This is a genomic window from Fischerella muscicola PCC 7414 (genome assembly GCF_000317205.1).
Lineage (GTDB): Bacteria > Cyanobacteriota > Cyanobacteriia > Cyanobacteriales > Nostocaceae > Fischerella > Fischerella muscicola.
The window spans coordinates 52,538-67,537 of the sequence record NZ_AJLK01000117.1; the positions used below are offsets into that span (position 1 = coordinate 52,538).

The 15,000-nt window shown below is 40.3% G+C and carries 10 protein-coding genes and 1 pseudogene; 3 read left to right on the forward strand and 8 right to left on the reverse strand.

Annotation, left to right across the window (positions count from 1 at the left end; translation table 11 throughout):
- Window positions 1–20 precede the first annotated feature (20 nt).
- Together UYI_RS0118390 and polA are read right to left on the reverse strand one after the other, a co-directional pair.
- Window positions 21–1,058: an AI-2E family transporter gene (locus UYI_RS0118390; protein ID WP_016868116.1), complete on the reverse strand. Its 1,038-nt coding sequence runs from the start codon at window positions 1,056–1,058 to the stop codon at window positions 21–23.
- Between the two features lie 556 nt (window positions 1,059–1,614).
- Window positions 1,615–4,566 carry a DNA polymerase I gene (gene polA / locus UYI_RS0118395; RefSeq protein ID WP_016868117.1) on the reverse strand — a complete coding sequence of 984 codons (2,952 nt, stop codon included), beginning with the start codon at window positions 4,564–4,566 and terminating at the stop codon, window positions 1,615–1,617.
- A gap of 123 nt (window positions 4,567–4,689) precedes the next feature.
- Here polA and UYI_RS0118400 point away from each other — a divergent pair, with 123 nt between their 5' ends.
- Window positions 4,690–5,571: a Cof-type HAD-IIB family hydrolase gene (locus tag UYI_RS0118400; RefSeq protein WP_016868118.1), complete on the forward strand. Its 882-nt coding sequence runs from the start codon at window positions 4,690–4,692 to the stop codon at window positions 5,569–5,571.
- Window positions 5,572–5,815: 244 nt separating this feature from the next.
- Here the strand turns inward: UYI_RS0118400 and UYI_RS0118405 are convergent, their stop codons facing one another.
- A complete protein-coding gene (locus UYI_RS0118405) occupies window positions 5,816–6,694 on the reverse strand; it encodes a DALR anticodon-binding domain-containing protein (RefSeq protein ID WP_016868119.1) in 879 nt (292 codons plus the stop codon).
- 265 nt (window positions 6,695–6,959) lie between these two features.
- Between UYI_RS0118405 and UYI_RS0118410 the strand changes: the two genes are divergently transcribed.
- A complete protein-coding gene (locus UYI_RS0118410; RefSeq protein ID WP_009455792.1) occupies window positions 6,960–7,718 on the forward strand; it encodes a Crp/Fnr family transcriptional regulator in 759 nt (252 codons plus the stop codon).
- 187 nt (window positions 7,719–7,905) lie between these two features.
- Here UYI_RS0118410 and UYI_RS0118415 read toward each other — a convergent pair whose 3' ends face one another.
- The 5 genes and pseudogenes from UYI_RS0118415 to UYI_RS0118435 all read right to left on the reverse strand — a co-directional run bounded on the left by UYI_RS0118415 (window position 7,906) and on the right by UYI_RS0118435 (window position 13,948).
- Window positions 7,906–8,961 (reverse strand): PstS family phosphate ABC transporter substrate-binding protein, encoded by a 1,056-nt coding sequence (locus tag UYI_RS0118415; protein ID WP_016868120.1) that lies wholly within the window; start codon window positions 8,959–8,961, stop codon window positions 7,906–7,908.
- Between the two features lie 170 nt (window positions 8,962–9,131).
- Complete coding sequence (locus UYI_RS0118420) at window positions 9,132–10,166, reverse strand: PstS family phosphate ABC transporter substrate-binding protein (RefSeq protein ID WP_016868121.1); 1,035 nt, start codon at window positions 10,164–10,166, stop codon at window positions 9,132–9,134.
- Window positions 10,167–10,341: 175 nt separating this feature from the next.
- Window positions 10,342–11,297 (reverse strand): annotated as a pseudogene (locus tag UYI_RS32870) (ABC transporter substrate-binding protein); the annotation flags it as partial.
- 3 nt (window positions 11,298–11,300) lie between these two features.
- Window positions 11,301–12,746 carry a serine/threonine-protein kinase gene (locus UYI_RS0118430; protein WP_016868122.1) on the reverse strand — a complete coding sequence of 482 codons (1,446 nt, stop codon included), beginning with the start codon at window positions 12,744–12,746 and terminating at the stop codon, window positions 11,301–11,303.
- A gap of 182 nt (window positions 12,747–12,928) precedes the next feature.
- Window positions 12,929–13,948 (reverse strand): LysR family transcriptional regulator, encoded by a 1,020-nt coding sequence (locus UYI_RS0118435; protein WP_016868123.1) that lies wholly within the window; start codon window positions 13,946–13,948, stop codon window positions 12,929–12,931.
- Between the two features lie 212 nt (window positions 13,949–14,160).
- Here UYI_RS0118435 and UYI_RS0118440 point away from each other — a divergent pair, with 212 nt between their 5' ends.
- Window positions 14,161–14,877: an NnrU family protein gene (locus UYI_RS0118440; RefSeq protein WP_026086031.1), complete on the forward strand. Its 717-nt coding sequence runs from the start codon at window positions 14,161–14,163 to the stop codon at window positions 14,875–14,877.
- Window positions 14,878–15,000 lie beyond the last annotated feature (123 nt).

A 15,000-nucleotide genomic window follows, 5' to 3' on the forward strand; every position in this document is an offset into this window, starting at 1 on the left:
GTGTTACCAATGATAATAAACTAAACTTCCGACTTCATTTCATCGATTTCAAATATAGAAACTATAACCCCAGCAATAGGAATTGCAATAAAAATTCCCAATAAACCAGCTACTCTTGCGCCTACTAGTAAAGCAAAAAATACCACTACAGGATTCAAATTTAGCGCACCTTGCATAATTCGAGGTGCAATAAGATTATCTTGTATTTGCTGAAGTATAATGCAAACTACCAATACCTTGAGAGCCAGCCAAACACCTTGAGATAATATAATCAAAGTGATTGTGCCAATTCCCAAAGTTGCACCTATACCAGGAATAATGTCAAGTATACCGACTATTACTGACAATATTAAAGCAAAGGGAACTTTTAATAATAAGAACGCAATAAAAGTAGAACTAGTCAGAAATAAAGTTAATATCAATTGACCTTGAAAAAATCCTAAAAAATTGCGTTTCACTATATTATTAAATCTATTACGGCGGTGCTTTGGTACTACTTTGAGAATTAAAAACCAAAGCTTTTCCCCATCCAGGAGCATAAAAAAAGCAATAACTGCGATTAATATAAAAGTCACAAAATTAGTTAAAAATGTTTGTAAAATAGCCAAGCTATTAACAAGGCTAGATATGGCTTGGGCGCGGATTTGTTCTTCAATAACAGTTAAATCTAGCTGAATATTACGTGAACGAAAAAATGATTCTATTCGCTCTAATAAAGGTACTAATGAATTGAGAAAAGCTGTAAGATTATCAATTAATTGTTGTCCTTGGGAGACAACAGTTAAGCCAACAGTAATTGTTAGACTACCAATAATCACAATACTCAGCAAAAAAATTACAATTACTGCTAAACTATGGGGCAAAAAACGTTTTAGCCATTTGACAGGATAACTTAGTAAAAAAGCTAATATAGCAGCAAAAGTAAAAATTACAATCACTGGTTCAAAATAAGCCAAAAGTATTACAATTGCCCACCCAGAAGCGACCAAAAGTAAAAATCTGACTAAAACAACATTATTTAACCTAGACCAAAAATTATTATTTTCCAAGCTACTCATGAATTATTAGAGATAAGTATATTAAAGGTTAATAGCACTAAGTACAACATTTATTTAATTCCTAGCAAGTTCTTTATAGTAAAAACTCTGCGCTCCTCTGCGGTTACTTTGCGTTCCTTTGCGTTTCAAAACACTGCATTTAACGCAAAGCGACACAGCCAATAAAATGTCTTAAGCCCATTAACCAATGACATTTACCTTATAGTCTTTAGGTACTAATAACAACTTTCCTAAAGTATATTTTTCTGTTTTTCTAGCTAATAATCTCAATTCCCCAAGAAGGAAGGATTGTGGCAAGACAACTATCTAAAGGTATGTCTTTTTTAAACTTGGTGCGTTTCATTACACTTCAGGGATAATCCAGAAAAATCAAGAGTTTTATATCGAGTCCGTCTTGCTGTAGAGTACACAGATTGTTTTCTTGTTCGCTCACCTGAGTTGCACCTCGCCCTGAGTACACCTTGAACTGAAGTTCAAGGCTCATAGTACACAGATGAACACCGATAGATTATGGGTTGGCTGTTAATTCCTGTTTTTCTACTTTCTAGACAGCCACTTATGACTTCGTTTCCATCCAATTTTCACCAGCACGTACATCTACTACTAAGGGGACACTTAATTGCACCGCATTTTCCATCGTCGACTTAATTTGCATTTGTAATTCTTCCCATTCTTGCGGAGGAACCTCAAATACTAATTCGTCGTGAACTTGTAGCAATAATCGTGCTTGGTAATTTTGCAAAATTTCATGCAGCCTCACCATCGCAATTTTGATAATATCAGCGCTAGAACCTTGAATTGGGGCATTTGCAGCAGAACGTAATAAACCAGTGTCGTAATTACCTAAATTCTTCAGCTTACTTAAATCAATATCTTCCGGATTGCTGCCTTTTAATTGACGTAGGCTATTGGTGGTAAACTCAAAATAACGACGCCTACCGAGAATTGTTTCGACATAACCTTGAGCGATCGCTTGTTTTTTCAATCCCTCTAAATATTCAAATATTTTCGGATAACGTTTGTTAAATCGCTTGATAAATTCGTTCGCAAGATTGCGATCTACACCTGTTGAACGGGAAAATTTCAGCGAACCCATTCCATAAATTACACCAAAGTTAATTGTTTTTGCTACCCGTCTTTCATCTGATGTAATATCTTGTTTTTCAAACATCAGTCTCGCGGTAACGGTGTGAATATCTTCGTTGTTTTGATAAGCTTCTACTAGTACTGGTTCTTGACTCAAATGAGTGAGAATTCTTAACTCAATTTGTGAGTAATCAGCAGCAACCATTAACCAACCAGATTCTGGTAGAAATGCCTTACGAATTTGTCGACTAAAGGCAGTCCGAATTGGGATATTCTGCAAATTTGGATTAGAAGAAGATAGCCTTCCTGTTGATGTCGCTGTTTGATTAAAATCGGTATGAACTCGCTTTGTATCTGCACGCACCAAAGCTGGTAAAGCATCTACATAAGTAGACTTTAATTTTGCTAATGTCCGATATTCAATGATGGTGTCAATGATGCCTGTTGTGTCTACTTCTCGTAATCTTTCTAAGGTAGCTACGTCTGTAGAATATCCTGTTTGAATTTTGCGAGAATGTTTAGTACTTAACCCTAATTTTTCAAACAATATTTGACTTAGTTGTTTGGGAGAACCCAAACTAAACTTTTCTCCAGCTATCTCGTAAGCTTGTTGTTCCAGTTTTGCTAAATCTGTTTCTAATTGTTGTGAAAGTTCTTTTAAATAAGCTGTATCGATGTGAATACCGTTGTATTCCATTTCTGCCAAAACAGCTTCTAGAGGTTGTTCCACTTCCACTAATAGCTGACATAAAGCTGGTATTTTGTCTATTTCCGTGCGTAATTTTGTCACGAGTTGGAATGTAGCCCAAACTTGCAAACCACAGTAGTCGGCTACTTTATCAATTTCAATATCAGCGATGGTTTTACCTTTGGGAACTAACTCTACATAATTTTGAATTGTCAACCCTAAATGTTTTTGAGCTAAGTCACTCAAATTATGACTACTCTCAGGATTGAGGACATAACTTGCTAACATGGGGTCAAATACAACCCCAGTTAAATTAATTCCTTGGCACTTGAAAACTAAGCGATCAAATTTGGCATTTTGGAAAGTCTTAGGATAGCTAGCACTTTCAAAAATTGGGCGTAGGGCTTGTAGTACAATTTCTTTGTTTAAATTTTCCCCGGTTTGATGATTCAAGGGAATGTAAGCTATTTCATCTGTGTTTGTTCCCCAGCAACAACCAATTCCAACTAACTCAGCATCTCGTGGTTCTAAGTCGTTGGTTTCAGTATCCCAAGCCACGGGTAAGTTGGGGTTAGTAAAATCTTTTAATAACTGCACCAATTCAGTGAGTTTGGCTTCTGTATCAATAATGCGGGGTTGAATTGTAGAAGTATTTTGTTGCTGTTGTTGTTCTGTATCCGCAGCGCTGAAAAACCACAAATCTTCATCTTCCCTACCAGGTAGGGGTGTATAACTCGCCTCTACTTCTTCTGTGTCTGTAGCTGAAGTTTCTGCTACAGTACCACCAAACTTTTGCTGGAGTTGGTTAATTTTGCCTAAAAAAGATTTAAATTCTAATTTTTCTAAAATAGGTACTAGAACGCTACTATCAAAGCCTTTTAATTTGCAATCTTCTAAATCAATATCGAGGGGAACATCAAGGACGATCGCTGCTAAGTATCGAGATTTTTCTGCGTCTTCTTTGCCAGCTTCTAATTTTTTCTGAGTCGCGCCTTTGATTTGACTTAATGATGCATAAATTTGCTCGAGAGAACCATAGGTATTTAGCAACTGGACTGCCGTTTTTTCACCGATTCCCTTGACACCAGGAATATTATCTGACTTATCACCACAAAGAGCTTTAAAATCAATCACTTGTGATGGTAAAATCCCTAATTTTTCTTTAACTTCTGCCTCTCCAAATTCACTGATACCATTTGTCGATGTAGAACGTTTCAGCGCATCTGGACTAAAATACAAAACGCTAATTTCTTTTTCAGGATCAATAAGTTGAAATAAATCGCGATCGCCTGTGAGAATCTTGACTTGATACCCCGCCGCACTCGCCTTTTGTGCTAGGGTTCCCAGTACATCATCCGCTTCGTAACCAGGGGCAGTGAGAATTTTGAGGTTGAATGCGTCTAGCAACTCATGTAAGTTTTTCAAATCCGGAACAAAATCCTCTGGTGTACCTGGGCGATCAGCTTTATAAGTATCATCTGCTTCGTGGCGAAATGTGGGTAAACCTAAATCAAAAGCCACTGCTATTGCTTGTGGCTGTTGTACTGTCATAACTTCTAGCAGACACTTTAAAAAGCCAAAACATACACTGGTAGGAATTCCTGTTTTGGTTCGTAATCCGCCGTCTCTTCCTCTGGCGAAGGCGAAGTAAGAACGAAATGCCAAGGAGTGTCCATCTATCAAAATGAAGGTGGGACGTGTTGCGGTTGAATTAGAGGGTGTTTTTTGGGACATACACATATTTTAGCCAGCAGCTTTCATTGCTTTATCTGACCAGTAGGAGGATTTCAGGTGATTTCTTAACCAGAGACTGATAACCTCGAACTGGGACTTCAAAGTATATTGATCATCAAATTTATGCACAAAGCATCTGCTACTCAAATAAAATCAGCTGCTGTTGCGGGTATGGCTACAAAAGAAATTAAACTGCTGGTTCTAGATATAGATGGAACTATCGCCGGCGAATCTAACAATATCAGCGAACCTGTCAAAGAAGCAATCACTGCGGCAAAAGCACAAGGAATTAAGGTCGCGATCGCCACTGGTAGGATGTTCCGTTCTGCTTTGCGCTTCCATCAAGACATTGGCTCTACTCTACCCTTAATAGCCTATCAAGGAGCCTGGATACAAGACCCAGCCTCTCAACAAATGTACCAACATTTACCTGTTTCCAGGGAAATGGCTCAACAGCTATTAGACTATTTTGAACAACCACAATTGCGATCGCTTTTATCTGTTCATTTTTACATCAACGATCAACTCTACGTCCGTGAAATCACAACCGAAACTCAACTTTATGCAGAACGTTCTGGGATTAACCCTATTGCAGTCGGTGACTTACGTCAAGTTTTAAACACTTATGAACCCACAAAAATACTAGCTTTGTGCGATGACACAGACATTATTGATAATTTACTCGGTTCTTTAAGCCGTCAATACACCCCTGCTGAGTTGTATTTGACAAAATCCGTTGCCACATTTTTTGAAGCGACTAATCCTTTTGCTAATAAAGGTGTGGCTGTGCGTTACCTTGCTGAAGAACTGCTAGGGCTACAACCTACTAACGTCATGACTATTGGCGATAACTTTAATGATTTAGAAATGCTAGAGTATGCTGGTATTGGTGTCGCTATGGGTAATGCCCCATCACAAGTGCAAGCGATCGCCAACTGGATAGCTCCTAGTGTTGAGCAAGATGGAGCAGCAGTGGCAATTGAAAAGTTGTTGCTATCGCAGTAGTTGTTTGTTGTTAGTTGTTAGTTGTTTGAAACGACCAACAATCAACAACCATCGATCAACAATTTATAAAAAATCAGAAAGGGCGCCGACGACTGGCCGTGTTTCGTCTCGGCACCCTTGCTGGTTCGCTCCTCACACACCAGCTAATATATCTTGGGTGATTAGATCAGTCAATACTTGTTACAAAAGTTTTGGTTTCTTTCATTAAACTCTCATATTTCTACCTGTTTAAATGAAGATTTCCTCACAATTCCAAAAGAGCCAAAATACCAAGCTTTTCTTCCAACAGTATTCTTAAAACCGATTGAGTGGCCATAACCAATCCCAGCCTAGCTTGAGCTAATTCTGGTGAGTTGACTTTTACCTCGCCCCAAATCCGACAGTCGCGCCAGAAGTTGTCAAACACTTGACTTAAACAAAGCGCCTGTTTTTCCCATTTCACCGAATCACTAGAGTCCGAACACTCTAATTCATCAACTACTTGCACTAACTCACTTAGCAAACACAACTCACTTGGATGATGAAAACGTAGTTCTTGTTGTTTGTTAAGCCAAGGTATAGCGCCCTCAGAGGTAATTAATCCCTCTCGTTCACCCAGTTGCACAAGGGAGCAACAGCGTGCATGGGCATATTGAATTGGGAATAGCTGATTAGGGATCGGGGATTGGGGAGATGGGGAGTGTGGGGAGAATAATACAGTAACCAATTCCTCGTTGTCTTCCTTGTCTTCCTTGTCCCCCGTGCCCCCGTGTTCCTGCGCCACAATATCCCCCCGTCCTTCAACCAGCCTCTGCAACCAGCCAGCCAAAACAGGGTGGGTCAATTCTAAATGAATCCAACCAGGTGAGACTATGCGAATAGTAAAAACTCTAGCCGAGTTAGCCGATAAATGAGAAGCGATCGCTTCAGCAATCTCCATCGCTGGAATTTTCTCATATTTTGATAGCTGTAATGCTAACCCTGTGATGTAAAAAACTTGATTACTATTTCTACCTTTAGATAGAGGAAATTTTTTATTTGCTAGACTTTCAATTTTTGGGTAGCCCGTATAAATACTTAAAGCAATCATTAAATAACTGTATACTAACTGTTTAATTGCAGTGTATTTACTTACTAGTAGCATTTTATGCACATACTTTACTGATAAAAGGCTCCTCCGTTAAAACTATTGATTTTCTGTCATCTGTCTTTAGGTAGAACTTTAATCTAAGCAAAGAAAAATTAGAATTATGCAAATTTTTTTTGAAACTGAGTAAATTTTACTACCATCATTGTACAGTAGGTAGTATAACAAAAGAGTAGGAACTCAAATTCCTCTCTTTGCATGGCTGGCACTGTTAGGTGTTAAGCCTGACCTGCCAACGAGAAGACACTCCTTGCACCTTGTTATGACGTCTTTGTCTTCAGCCGAACGCTCTTTGTTACCTATGCAATCTCCATCCTCCTTTTCTGAGGCATCACGGCCTTTCTTAACTTGGCAACGAATTCTTGATTGGGCTCAAGAACACTACCGCTGCCGCACCTTTAGCAAAGATGAGCGCATTCCAGCCCGTCCTGGATTGCTGTATTTGGTGCAAAGGGGTGCTATCCGCATGGTAGGAACCGCCCAAGTGAGTGCAACAGCAAACCAGTTAACATCTCGACGCATTAACAGAACCCCAGAAGAAGCCTTCTTAGGATTTGTTGGTGCGGGAAACCCGTTTGAAATTGTTGCCCAGTCACCATTCACACTCCAGGCTTATGCCCACGTTGACCAAACAGCAGTGTTGTGGATGTATTGGCACGATTTAGATAACTGGCCTCACTTCCGCCGCGAAATCATGGATCTTTTTAGATATCAGCACCAGCGCAAACTGCTGTGGCTGAGTGCCTTAGGACAACGCCGCACCATTGACCGACTCTTAGGATTTCTCACATTGTTGATTGAGGAATATGGAGAGCCGGCAACGAGCGAAACAGATCCTGAGGTGATTCGTGGCTATTGCCTACCTTTCCCTCTCACTCATGCCCAAATTGGCAGTGCAATTGGTTCGACTCGTGTTACCGTCACCCGTTTGATGGGTAAGTTGCGTCAGCGTGGCTTAATCCTCACGCAGGGAGATAATTTGATTTGCTTGCCAGCAGAGTCGATTAACAGAGCCGGCTAAAGCATATGTGCCAAATTCTTTGACGAGAAGTCGCCTACCATCAGGAATAGCGCCCACCACCGCTATCCTTACGGGAAGGCGTAAATCTCCCAAGAATCATCCTTCAATCATTTCTTGCACGTTTATAGAGGGTTCTAGGGGTGTCTATTGGCAATATCGCCACTTTGTAGCCTGCTTATGACCAGTGTCAGCGAATTTTGACAAACCCAGCTTGGAAAATCAATTCCTGTCCCTGTTCAGTCAGCAGCAAGTTGGCATAAGCGACACCCGCTTGCTGCTCAATTTGGTTATTCTGTTTGACCACCACAAACAGATTTCGGGTAATTGGGTACTTTCCAGATTGGAAAGCCTCAATGTTCAATTTATTTCGTTTACCAGGACACTCAGAAGGGAGGACAAGTGGTTCTTGGTAAGGAGCAATATACTGCCCTTGCGTTCGCCCCAAAGGCAAGGGTTTAATTGAACATTGGGGAACAACTTCTGGGGCAGAAGCGTAGTATATGCCACCAATACTACCAGCCACTTTTTGCAAGGCTTGGGTGGTTGTGAAAACAAACTCCACATTGGAGCTAAAGGCTTGACCACTCAAGATGTCTTGGACAAATAGTTCTACAGTCCCACCATCACTGATGCGACGCGAGTATGGCTTTATAGGGATATTAGGGCCACCCACTTGATTCCAATTCGTGATTTTGCCTGTGTAAATAGACCGTAATTGGTCTACTGTTAGTCCTGGAATATTAATATTAGGATTTACTGCTACTGCTAAGCCATCAATTGCTACAGCAATTTGTTGCAGAGTAAACCCGCGCTCTTTAGCACGCTTTAGTTCTTCGTCCAGAATTGGTCGAGATGACTGAGCAAACGCTAATCGACCATCAATTAATGCTTGAATACCTGTACTGGAACCAGGAGTAGCACTGATTGGTTCTACATAACGCAGACGAAACTCTGGTCGTGCTGCTTGAATTGCTGGATCAACAGCGAGTCGAATCGGTGCCCAAGAAGTACTGCCTCCATAGTTGAATAATCCTGTGGGGACACTTTGAATAGAGGCAAAATTGTTACCACTTGATTCTGGCTTAGTAATATTAGGACTAGTGGAATTAATCGGTTGAGGTTTGGTAACTTGATTAAAGTTAAAACTAGTTTTTCTGGTAAACCACCAAAAGCCTCCACCAATCAACCCAATAGTTATTAATAAAGATAATATTAAAATTGGCGTTTCATTTTTTTGTGACATAGTAATTTACCTATTGTTAGTAGTTAGTTATTGGTTCTTTCCAACAACAAACAACAACCAACAACCAACAAATTAAAAGTTTAGCTGTTGATAGTTACGTAGTTGTTTATTAGTAGAAGAGTGAATTTAGCCCAACACCAACCAACAATCAACAATCAACAAATAATAAATTATCTAATCCTGACAAATCCAGCTTTAGAAATTAATTCTTGACCTTGGTTTGTCAGCAGTAGATTGGCATAGGTTTCTCCCGCTTGCTGATCGCTTTGATTATTTTGTTTCACAATCACAAACAACCGTCTGGTAATTGGATATTCACCACTCAAAAAAGTAGATGCATTGAGTTGGTTACGCTGTTGTGGACACTGTTGCAGAGGAATAAATGGTTCTTTGTAAGATGGAATAAATTTATCTGCTGTTTTTCCTAGTGGTAAGGGTTTAACAGTACATTGTCCGACTACTTCTGGTGCAGAAGCGTAATACATACCTCCTGGATTTTTTGCGACTTCTTTTAAAGCTTCTGTGGTAGTGGGAATGAATTGAACATTCGCACCAAATTTTTCTCCTTCTAAAACGTTTTCATCAAAAAATTCGACCGTACCTCCTTCTTCCAAACGGCGAGAGTAAGGTGTAATCGCTAAATTTGGCCCTCCTACTTGTTGCCAGTTGGTGATCTTGCCAGTGTATATATCTTTAAGTTGGGCAACAGTTAAACCAGGTACTTTGAGATTGGGATTTACTGCAACTGCAATGCCATCAATCGCCACTGGAATTTCTTTTAAAGTAAAGCCGCGCTGCTGTGCTTTTTGGTATTCTTCGTCTTTAATTGGACGTGAGGACTGGGAAAAAGCTAGCTGATTGTCTAAAAGCATCTTAATCCCACTTCCAGAACCTGGGGCCCCTATCGTTGGATCTGTGTAGCGTAGTTGAAATTGCGGAAATACAGTTTGAATCGCTGTATCAACATTTTTACGAATTGGCGCCCAAGTAGTGCTACCACCATAGTTAAATAAGCCAGAAGGAACATTTGGTAACTGTGCAAAAGTCTCAGCAGTAGGTGGTTGAATCGGTTCAGATAAATTATTTTTTGCCTTGAAGAATCTAATTCCAGAACTATTACCTAACCATAAAAAGACACTACCCACAAGCCCTAATGTAATGACTAGAGTTAAAAGCAAAACTGTGGTTTCATTTTTTTGAGACATAATAAATTTATAAATTTTTAGTTATTGCTCTTAAAGCAATTTTTCACTTTTATGAATCGCTGTGGGTTAAGAAGTGGTTAATTGTTTGATTTTTTCAGTAGATGGTATAAATAAAGCTAACTAGTTAGGCTCGTCGTTTATCTGTTGTCACTTGTAACAATTAGTGACTATTACCTTAATTACGTGATGTAGAAACTGGTACAAAATCAAACCCAGTACCAGAACGAGAAGGATTTTTGCTGACGATTTGCACCAACTGTACAGGGGCGTTGCGATCGCCTGATGGTAAAAACCGAATTGTACCAGAAGCGCCTCTAGTAGAAAATTCCGGTGATGAAAGAGTTTGTTGGATACCTATACGGGTAGGATTACGTTCTAATGCTGCAATGAAAGCACGGGTAGCATCGTATGCTAAAGCAGTACGCCAGTTCACATCACCTCCCCACAATTGTCTTGACTTTTGTGGAAAATCGGCATTGAGATTGCTATCAATATGCCAAGGAACAGCCAACACCATTCCCACTGTTTGTTGCTGTCCAATTTCTAAAGTTTTGGGCGTGTAGATATCATCTCCGCCCAGCAAACTTAACCGTTTTTGATTCACTTGCACTACTTGCAGTGCTTTATCTAAAGTATCTGTACTAGCCGCTAACATCAAAACCTCTGCACCTTGTTTAACTGCTTGTTCTACACTTTTAGCAGCACTAAAATCGGCTTTAGATAAGTCAAATTCACTTGACACCTGTCCACCTTCTAGGGAAACAGACGAGACAAATTCAGACTTTAAAGACTGACTATAGTTACTTTGGGAATTGAAGAAAACAGCCGCATTTTTTTCTGTAAGTTTTCTACCATATACTTAGCTAAGGCCCTGGCTGCCATAAAATCGCTAGGAACCGTGCGAAAAATATAGCGGCTAAAGTTGGATATTTTCACAGAAGTGCTAATTGGGGAAATAGCCACAAGTTGTCCGGGGGTATAAACAGTGCCTGCGGCTAAAGTGACGTCACTAGCATAAGGCCCAACTACACCCAGTACTTCCTGATTTATCACCAATGCATTGGCAATTTGTTGAGCAACTTCTTGATTATTATCGTCGTTTGCTATCCCTACTTTCAGTGGTACTCCCTTATGTTAATTGGAAAAAAATAGAGTTAATAATTTATAAATCAGACGGAATAAAGCTGTAACAGCGATCGCGACTAAACCCGCAGCCACAGATAAAATAATTACTTGCTTAATACTTAAACCAGCCCGCAACACAGGGAAAAAAAATATCACTCCCCATGTAGCTGCTGCTAAGACTAACATCTCGGTTCTTTCAATCCAGCGCTGCTTTTGCCCAAAAATTAATATTGCCAGTATCACAGCACCAGCAACAAAAGTAATATTTAGAGAACGAAGCACACCATACAAAGCGATCGCAATCAATCCGCCTTCAAAACCGCTGAATCCAGCCCCCATCAATAACTCTAAAGTAGACAATGGTGCAACACGTGACGTTGACGAAAATGGTGCTTGCTGTGCAGGTTGAGTAGGTGTAGGCTGTGGTTGCGACTTGATTGACGATGGTAATTGGGTGGGTTGGCGGGGATTGATTTGTGTTGGTATTACAGGCTGAACATTTAAGTTAAGAGCATCTAAAACTTCTTGTGCTGACTGAAAGCGTTGATTAGCAGCAGGTAAAAGCATTCTATCGAGAGTATTAGCCACTAAAGGACTGACAGAAACACGCTCTTGCCATTTCCACTGGTTACTATAAACATCAAATAGCTTGGTTACGTCTTTTTCACCCGTTAATAGCATTACAGCTGTCACAGCCAACGCATATAAGTCTGTGGACGGAAAGACTTGTCCACCAGACATTTGTTCTGGTGGTGCAAAACCCAGAGAAAAAATGCCAGTAGAAGAAGCAACTCCTCCGGGGGGTGCGTTTGCTACCTGCTTAACAGCGCCAAAATCTAATAGGTAAAGCTTACCGTTACGATGGCGCATAATATTAGAAGGTTTAATATCTCTGTGAATGATGCCTTTGTTATGGACAAACTGCAAGATTTTCAGAACATTTTGCAGCACATCTAATACTTCTTGTTCAGAGAATTTACCTTTGTGATTTAATTCTTCTTCTAGGTTTTGTCCATCTATATATTCTTGAACAAGATAAAAAAATTGGTCTTGTTGTCCTGGTTGAGAAAAGCTAGAAACTATAACTGGGAAATAAGCGAATAAATCAGGAATTTGCTCGTGTTGAGAGCCTATCTCTTCTAAGACTATTGCTTCTCTCTCAAATAAATCTTGTGCTAATTTTAGTTGAGTTGCACTGAGATTACCCGCTGGTTGGAATTGCTTAACCACACACTGGCGCATCCCTGGAGTATAGCGATCGCAGGCTAAGAACGCTGCTCCAAAACCGCCTCGTCCCAGTAATTTTGTCGGCAAGTATCGCCCAACCAGAATTAGAGGCATTCCACAAGCTGTACAGTATTTTTGCTGCACAGTTCTTAAAATGGAATGGTCATCTAAATCTGAAAAATAGTTGCGTGGGCGAGGACAACCGGGACGAGTGCAGTAAACTTCCATTTTTTGTTAATGGTCAATTGTCAATCGTCAATTGTCAATTGTCAACTGTCTTTAAGTACAAGTGACTTTTGACCTTTGAGTAGACAGTTTGCTTTAGGCGATCGCTACAAAATAGTGATCTTCTAAGGAGTGGCTGCCTGCTTTTGACTCTTGACTCTTGACTATTGACTCTTGACTAAATCTTAACTTTCATCTGAGTGGGATGTGTCTAATTCCAGTGTGGTATTGATAGCTAAGCTCCGATGATTGTGTGATGATTTTAACACATCTATATTCCATCCAGGCGCAGCAAACTGGGGTAGAATTTCCCGACTGAAAGCTTCTGCGGCCTTGGATCTATAGCGATTAGGATTAAAAATCAGCCACAGTGTCCGCTTGACGACAACACCCTCAATGGGAGCGCAATGTAACACGTCCATTTGCAATTCTTTAGCAATGGCGGAAGTAGAAACAAAAGCAGCTCCCAAACCAGATTGCACAGCATTTTTAATTGCTTCAATCGAATTGAGTTCCATTTCTACTTTTAAACGCCGTGTATCAATATCATGACGTGCTAACACTTGGTCTATGACCTTACGGATTGTTGATTGAGAATCAAGGGCAATGAATTGTAATTTATATAGGTCTTCTTTTTGGATGGTTTCCAATTTGCTAAAAGGATGTAACACAGGTAAAATCAGCGCCAATTCATCCTCTGAGTAAGGAATAATTTCTAAAGATTCCGCCAATTCCGCAGGAATTTCACCACCAATAATTGCCAAATCAACTTGTCCGTTCACTACACTCCAAGCAGTGCGGCGGGTAGAGTGGACATGTAATTGCACTGCCACATCAGGGTATTTTTGTCGGAACAACCCAATCATCCGGGGCAAAAGATAAGTGCCAGTAGTTTGAGAAGCACCAACAATTAATGTACCGCCTTGGAGATTTTGTAAATCCTCAATAGCGCGACAGGTTTCCTGACACAGACTGAGGATTTTTTCTCCGTAATTGAGGAGTAAATGCCCTGCTTCGGTCAATTGAGCACGACGTCCTCCACGGTCAAATAAGGGAACATCTAATTGCCGTTCTAAGTTTTGCACTTGCAAACTTACGGCAGGTTGGGAAACATAGAGACTATCAGCGGCGCGCTTGAAGCTCCCTTCTTGTGCGATCGCTTTCAGAATCCGTAACTGATCTAGTGTGAATGGAAGGTCAGACATAAGGCTCAACCCACAGACAAGAAAGGAGCAGCATTAGCAAAAAACCAGCGATTCATAGTATTCTGGCTGGACATTAATTGTTGCATATTAAAATCGGAGGCTTTATCCGAAAAAGACATTAACACAACATCTTGACTTAAGTCCCCCTTTGAATACTTTGTGGTATTGATTGTACTGAATTAAGTTTTCTTTAAATTACTTCACTTGTGTATATGATGCTGCCAACGTGGTTGACCCCCAGTCATTTTATAATGTTGGGATTACAATTTGGTTTTGCAATTGCTCATAGCGGCGGAGCCGCCTTGCGACCTTGGGCAGAAAAATATATTGGCCCACGAGTTTACCGGATTATCTTTGCCTTAGTTAGTTTACCTTTGGCTGTAATTTTGATTATTTACTTTTTTAACCATCGTTATGATGGTTTACAACTTTGGCAAGTCCAAAGTTTACCTTGGATAAAACCATTTGTTTGGGTACTGTCGGCAATTTCTTTTTTATTTTTGTATCCAGCTACTTTCAATCTACTAGAAATTGCTGCCATTCAAAAGCCCCAAGTCCACCTCTATGAAACAGGAATTATTCGCATTACTCGTCATCCCCAAATGGTCGGACAGATAATTTGGTGTATTGCTCATACTTTGTGGTTGGGTACAACTTTTACTTTAGTTACTTCTTTGGGTTTGATTTTACATCACGCCTTCGGGGTATGGCATGGCGATCGCCGTCTTGCTTGGCGTTATGGCGAGGCTTTTATGGCAGTGAAGCAGCGTACAAGTATAATTCCCTTTGCAGCCATATTAGATGGGCGTCAATCTCTACGGTGGCAAGAATTCCTTCGTCCTGCTTATATTGGAGTTGCTATATTTGTGCTGCTATTGTGGTGGTCGCATCCGCTTTTATTGGTAGCGACTAGTAAGGTACAATGGTAAGTCCGGACTCAAACCCTATTTACAACAGCACAAAATAGACAAGCGATGAGAATTTAGGCTCATCTCGTGATTACCAAATCAATGTAGGATGAATGGAAATAGCTGTTCAGTGGAGGGGGTGGG

Coding starts and splice junctions, on each gene's coding strand:
- UYI_RS0118390 (WP_016868116.1), bottom strand. CDS start 1,058: ATGAGTAGCTTGGAAAATAATAATTTTTGGTCTAGGTTAAATAATGTT.
- UYI_RS0118440 (WP_026086031.1), top strand. CDS start 14,161: ATGATGCTGCCAACGTGGTTGACCCCCAGTCATTTTATAATGTTGGGA.
- UYI_RS0118435 (WP_016868123.1), bottom strand. CDS start 13,948: ATGTCTGACCTTCCATTCACACTAGATCAGTTACGGATTCTGAAAGCG.
- UYI_RS0118400 (WP_016868118.1), top strand. CDS start 4,690: ATGCACAAAGCATCTGCTACTCAAATAAAATCAGCTGCTGTTGCGGGT.
- UYI_RS0118410 (WP_009455792.1), top strand. CDS start 6,960: ATGACGTCTTTGTCTTCAGCCGAACGCTCTTTGTTACCTATGCAATCT.
- UYI_RS0118430 (WP_016868122.1), bottom strand. CDS start 12,746: ATGGAAGTTTACTGCACTCGTCCCGGTTGTCCTCGCCCACGCAACTAT.
- UYI_RS0118405 (WP_016868119.1), bottom strand. CDS start 6,694: ATGCTACTAGTAAGTAAATACACTGCAATTAAACAGTTAGTATACAGT.
- UYI_RS0118420 (WP_016868121.1), bottom strand. CDS start 10,166: ATGTCTCAAAAAAATGAAACCACAGTTTTGCTTTTAACTCTAGTCATT.
- polA (WP_016868117.1), bottom strand. CDS start 4,566: ATGTCCCAAAAAACACCCTCTAATTCAACCGCAACACGTCCCACCTTC.
- UYI_RS0118415 (WP_016868120.1), bottom strand. CDS start 8,961: ATGTCACAAAAAAATGAAACGCCAATTTTAATATTATCTTTATTAATA.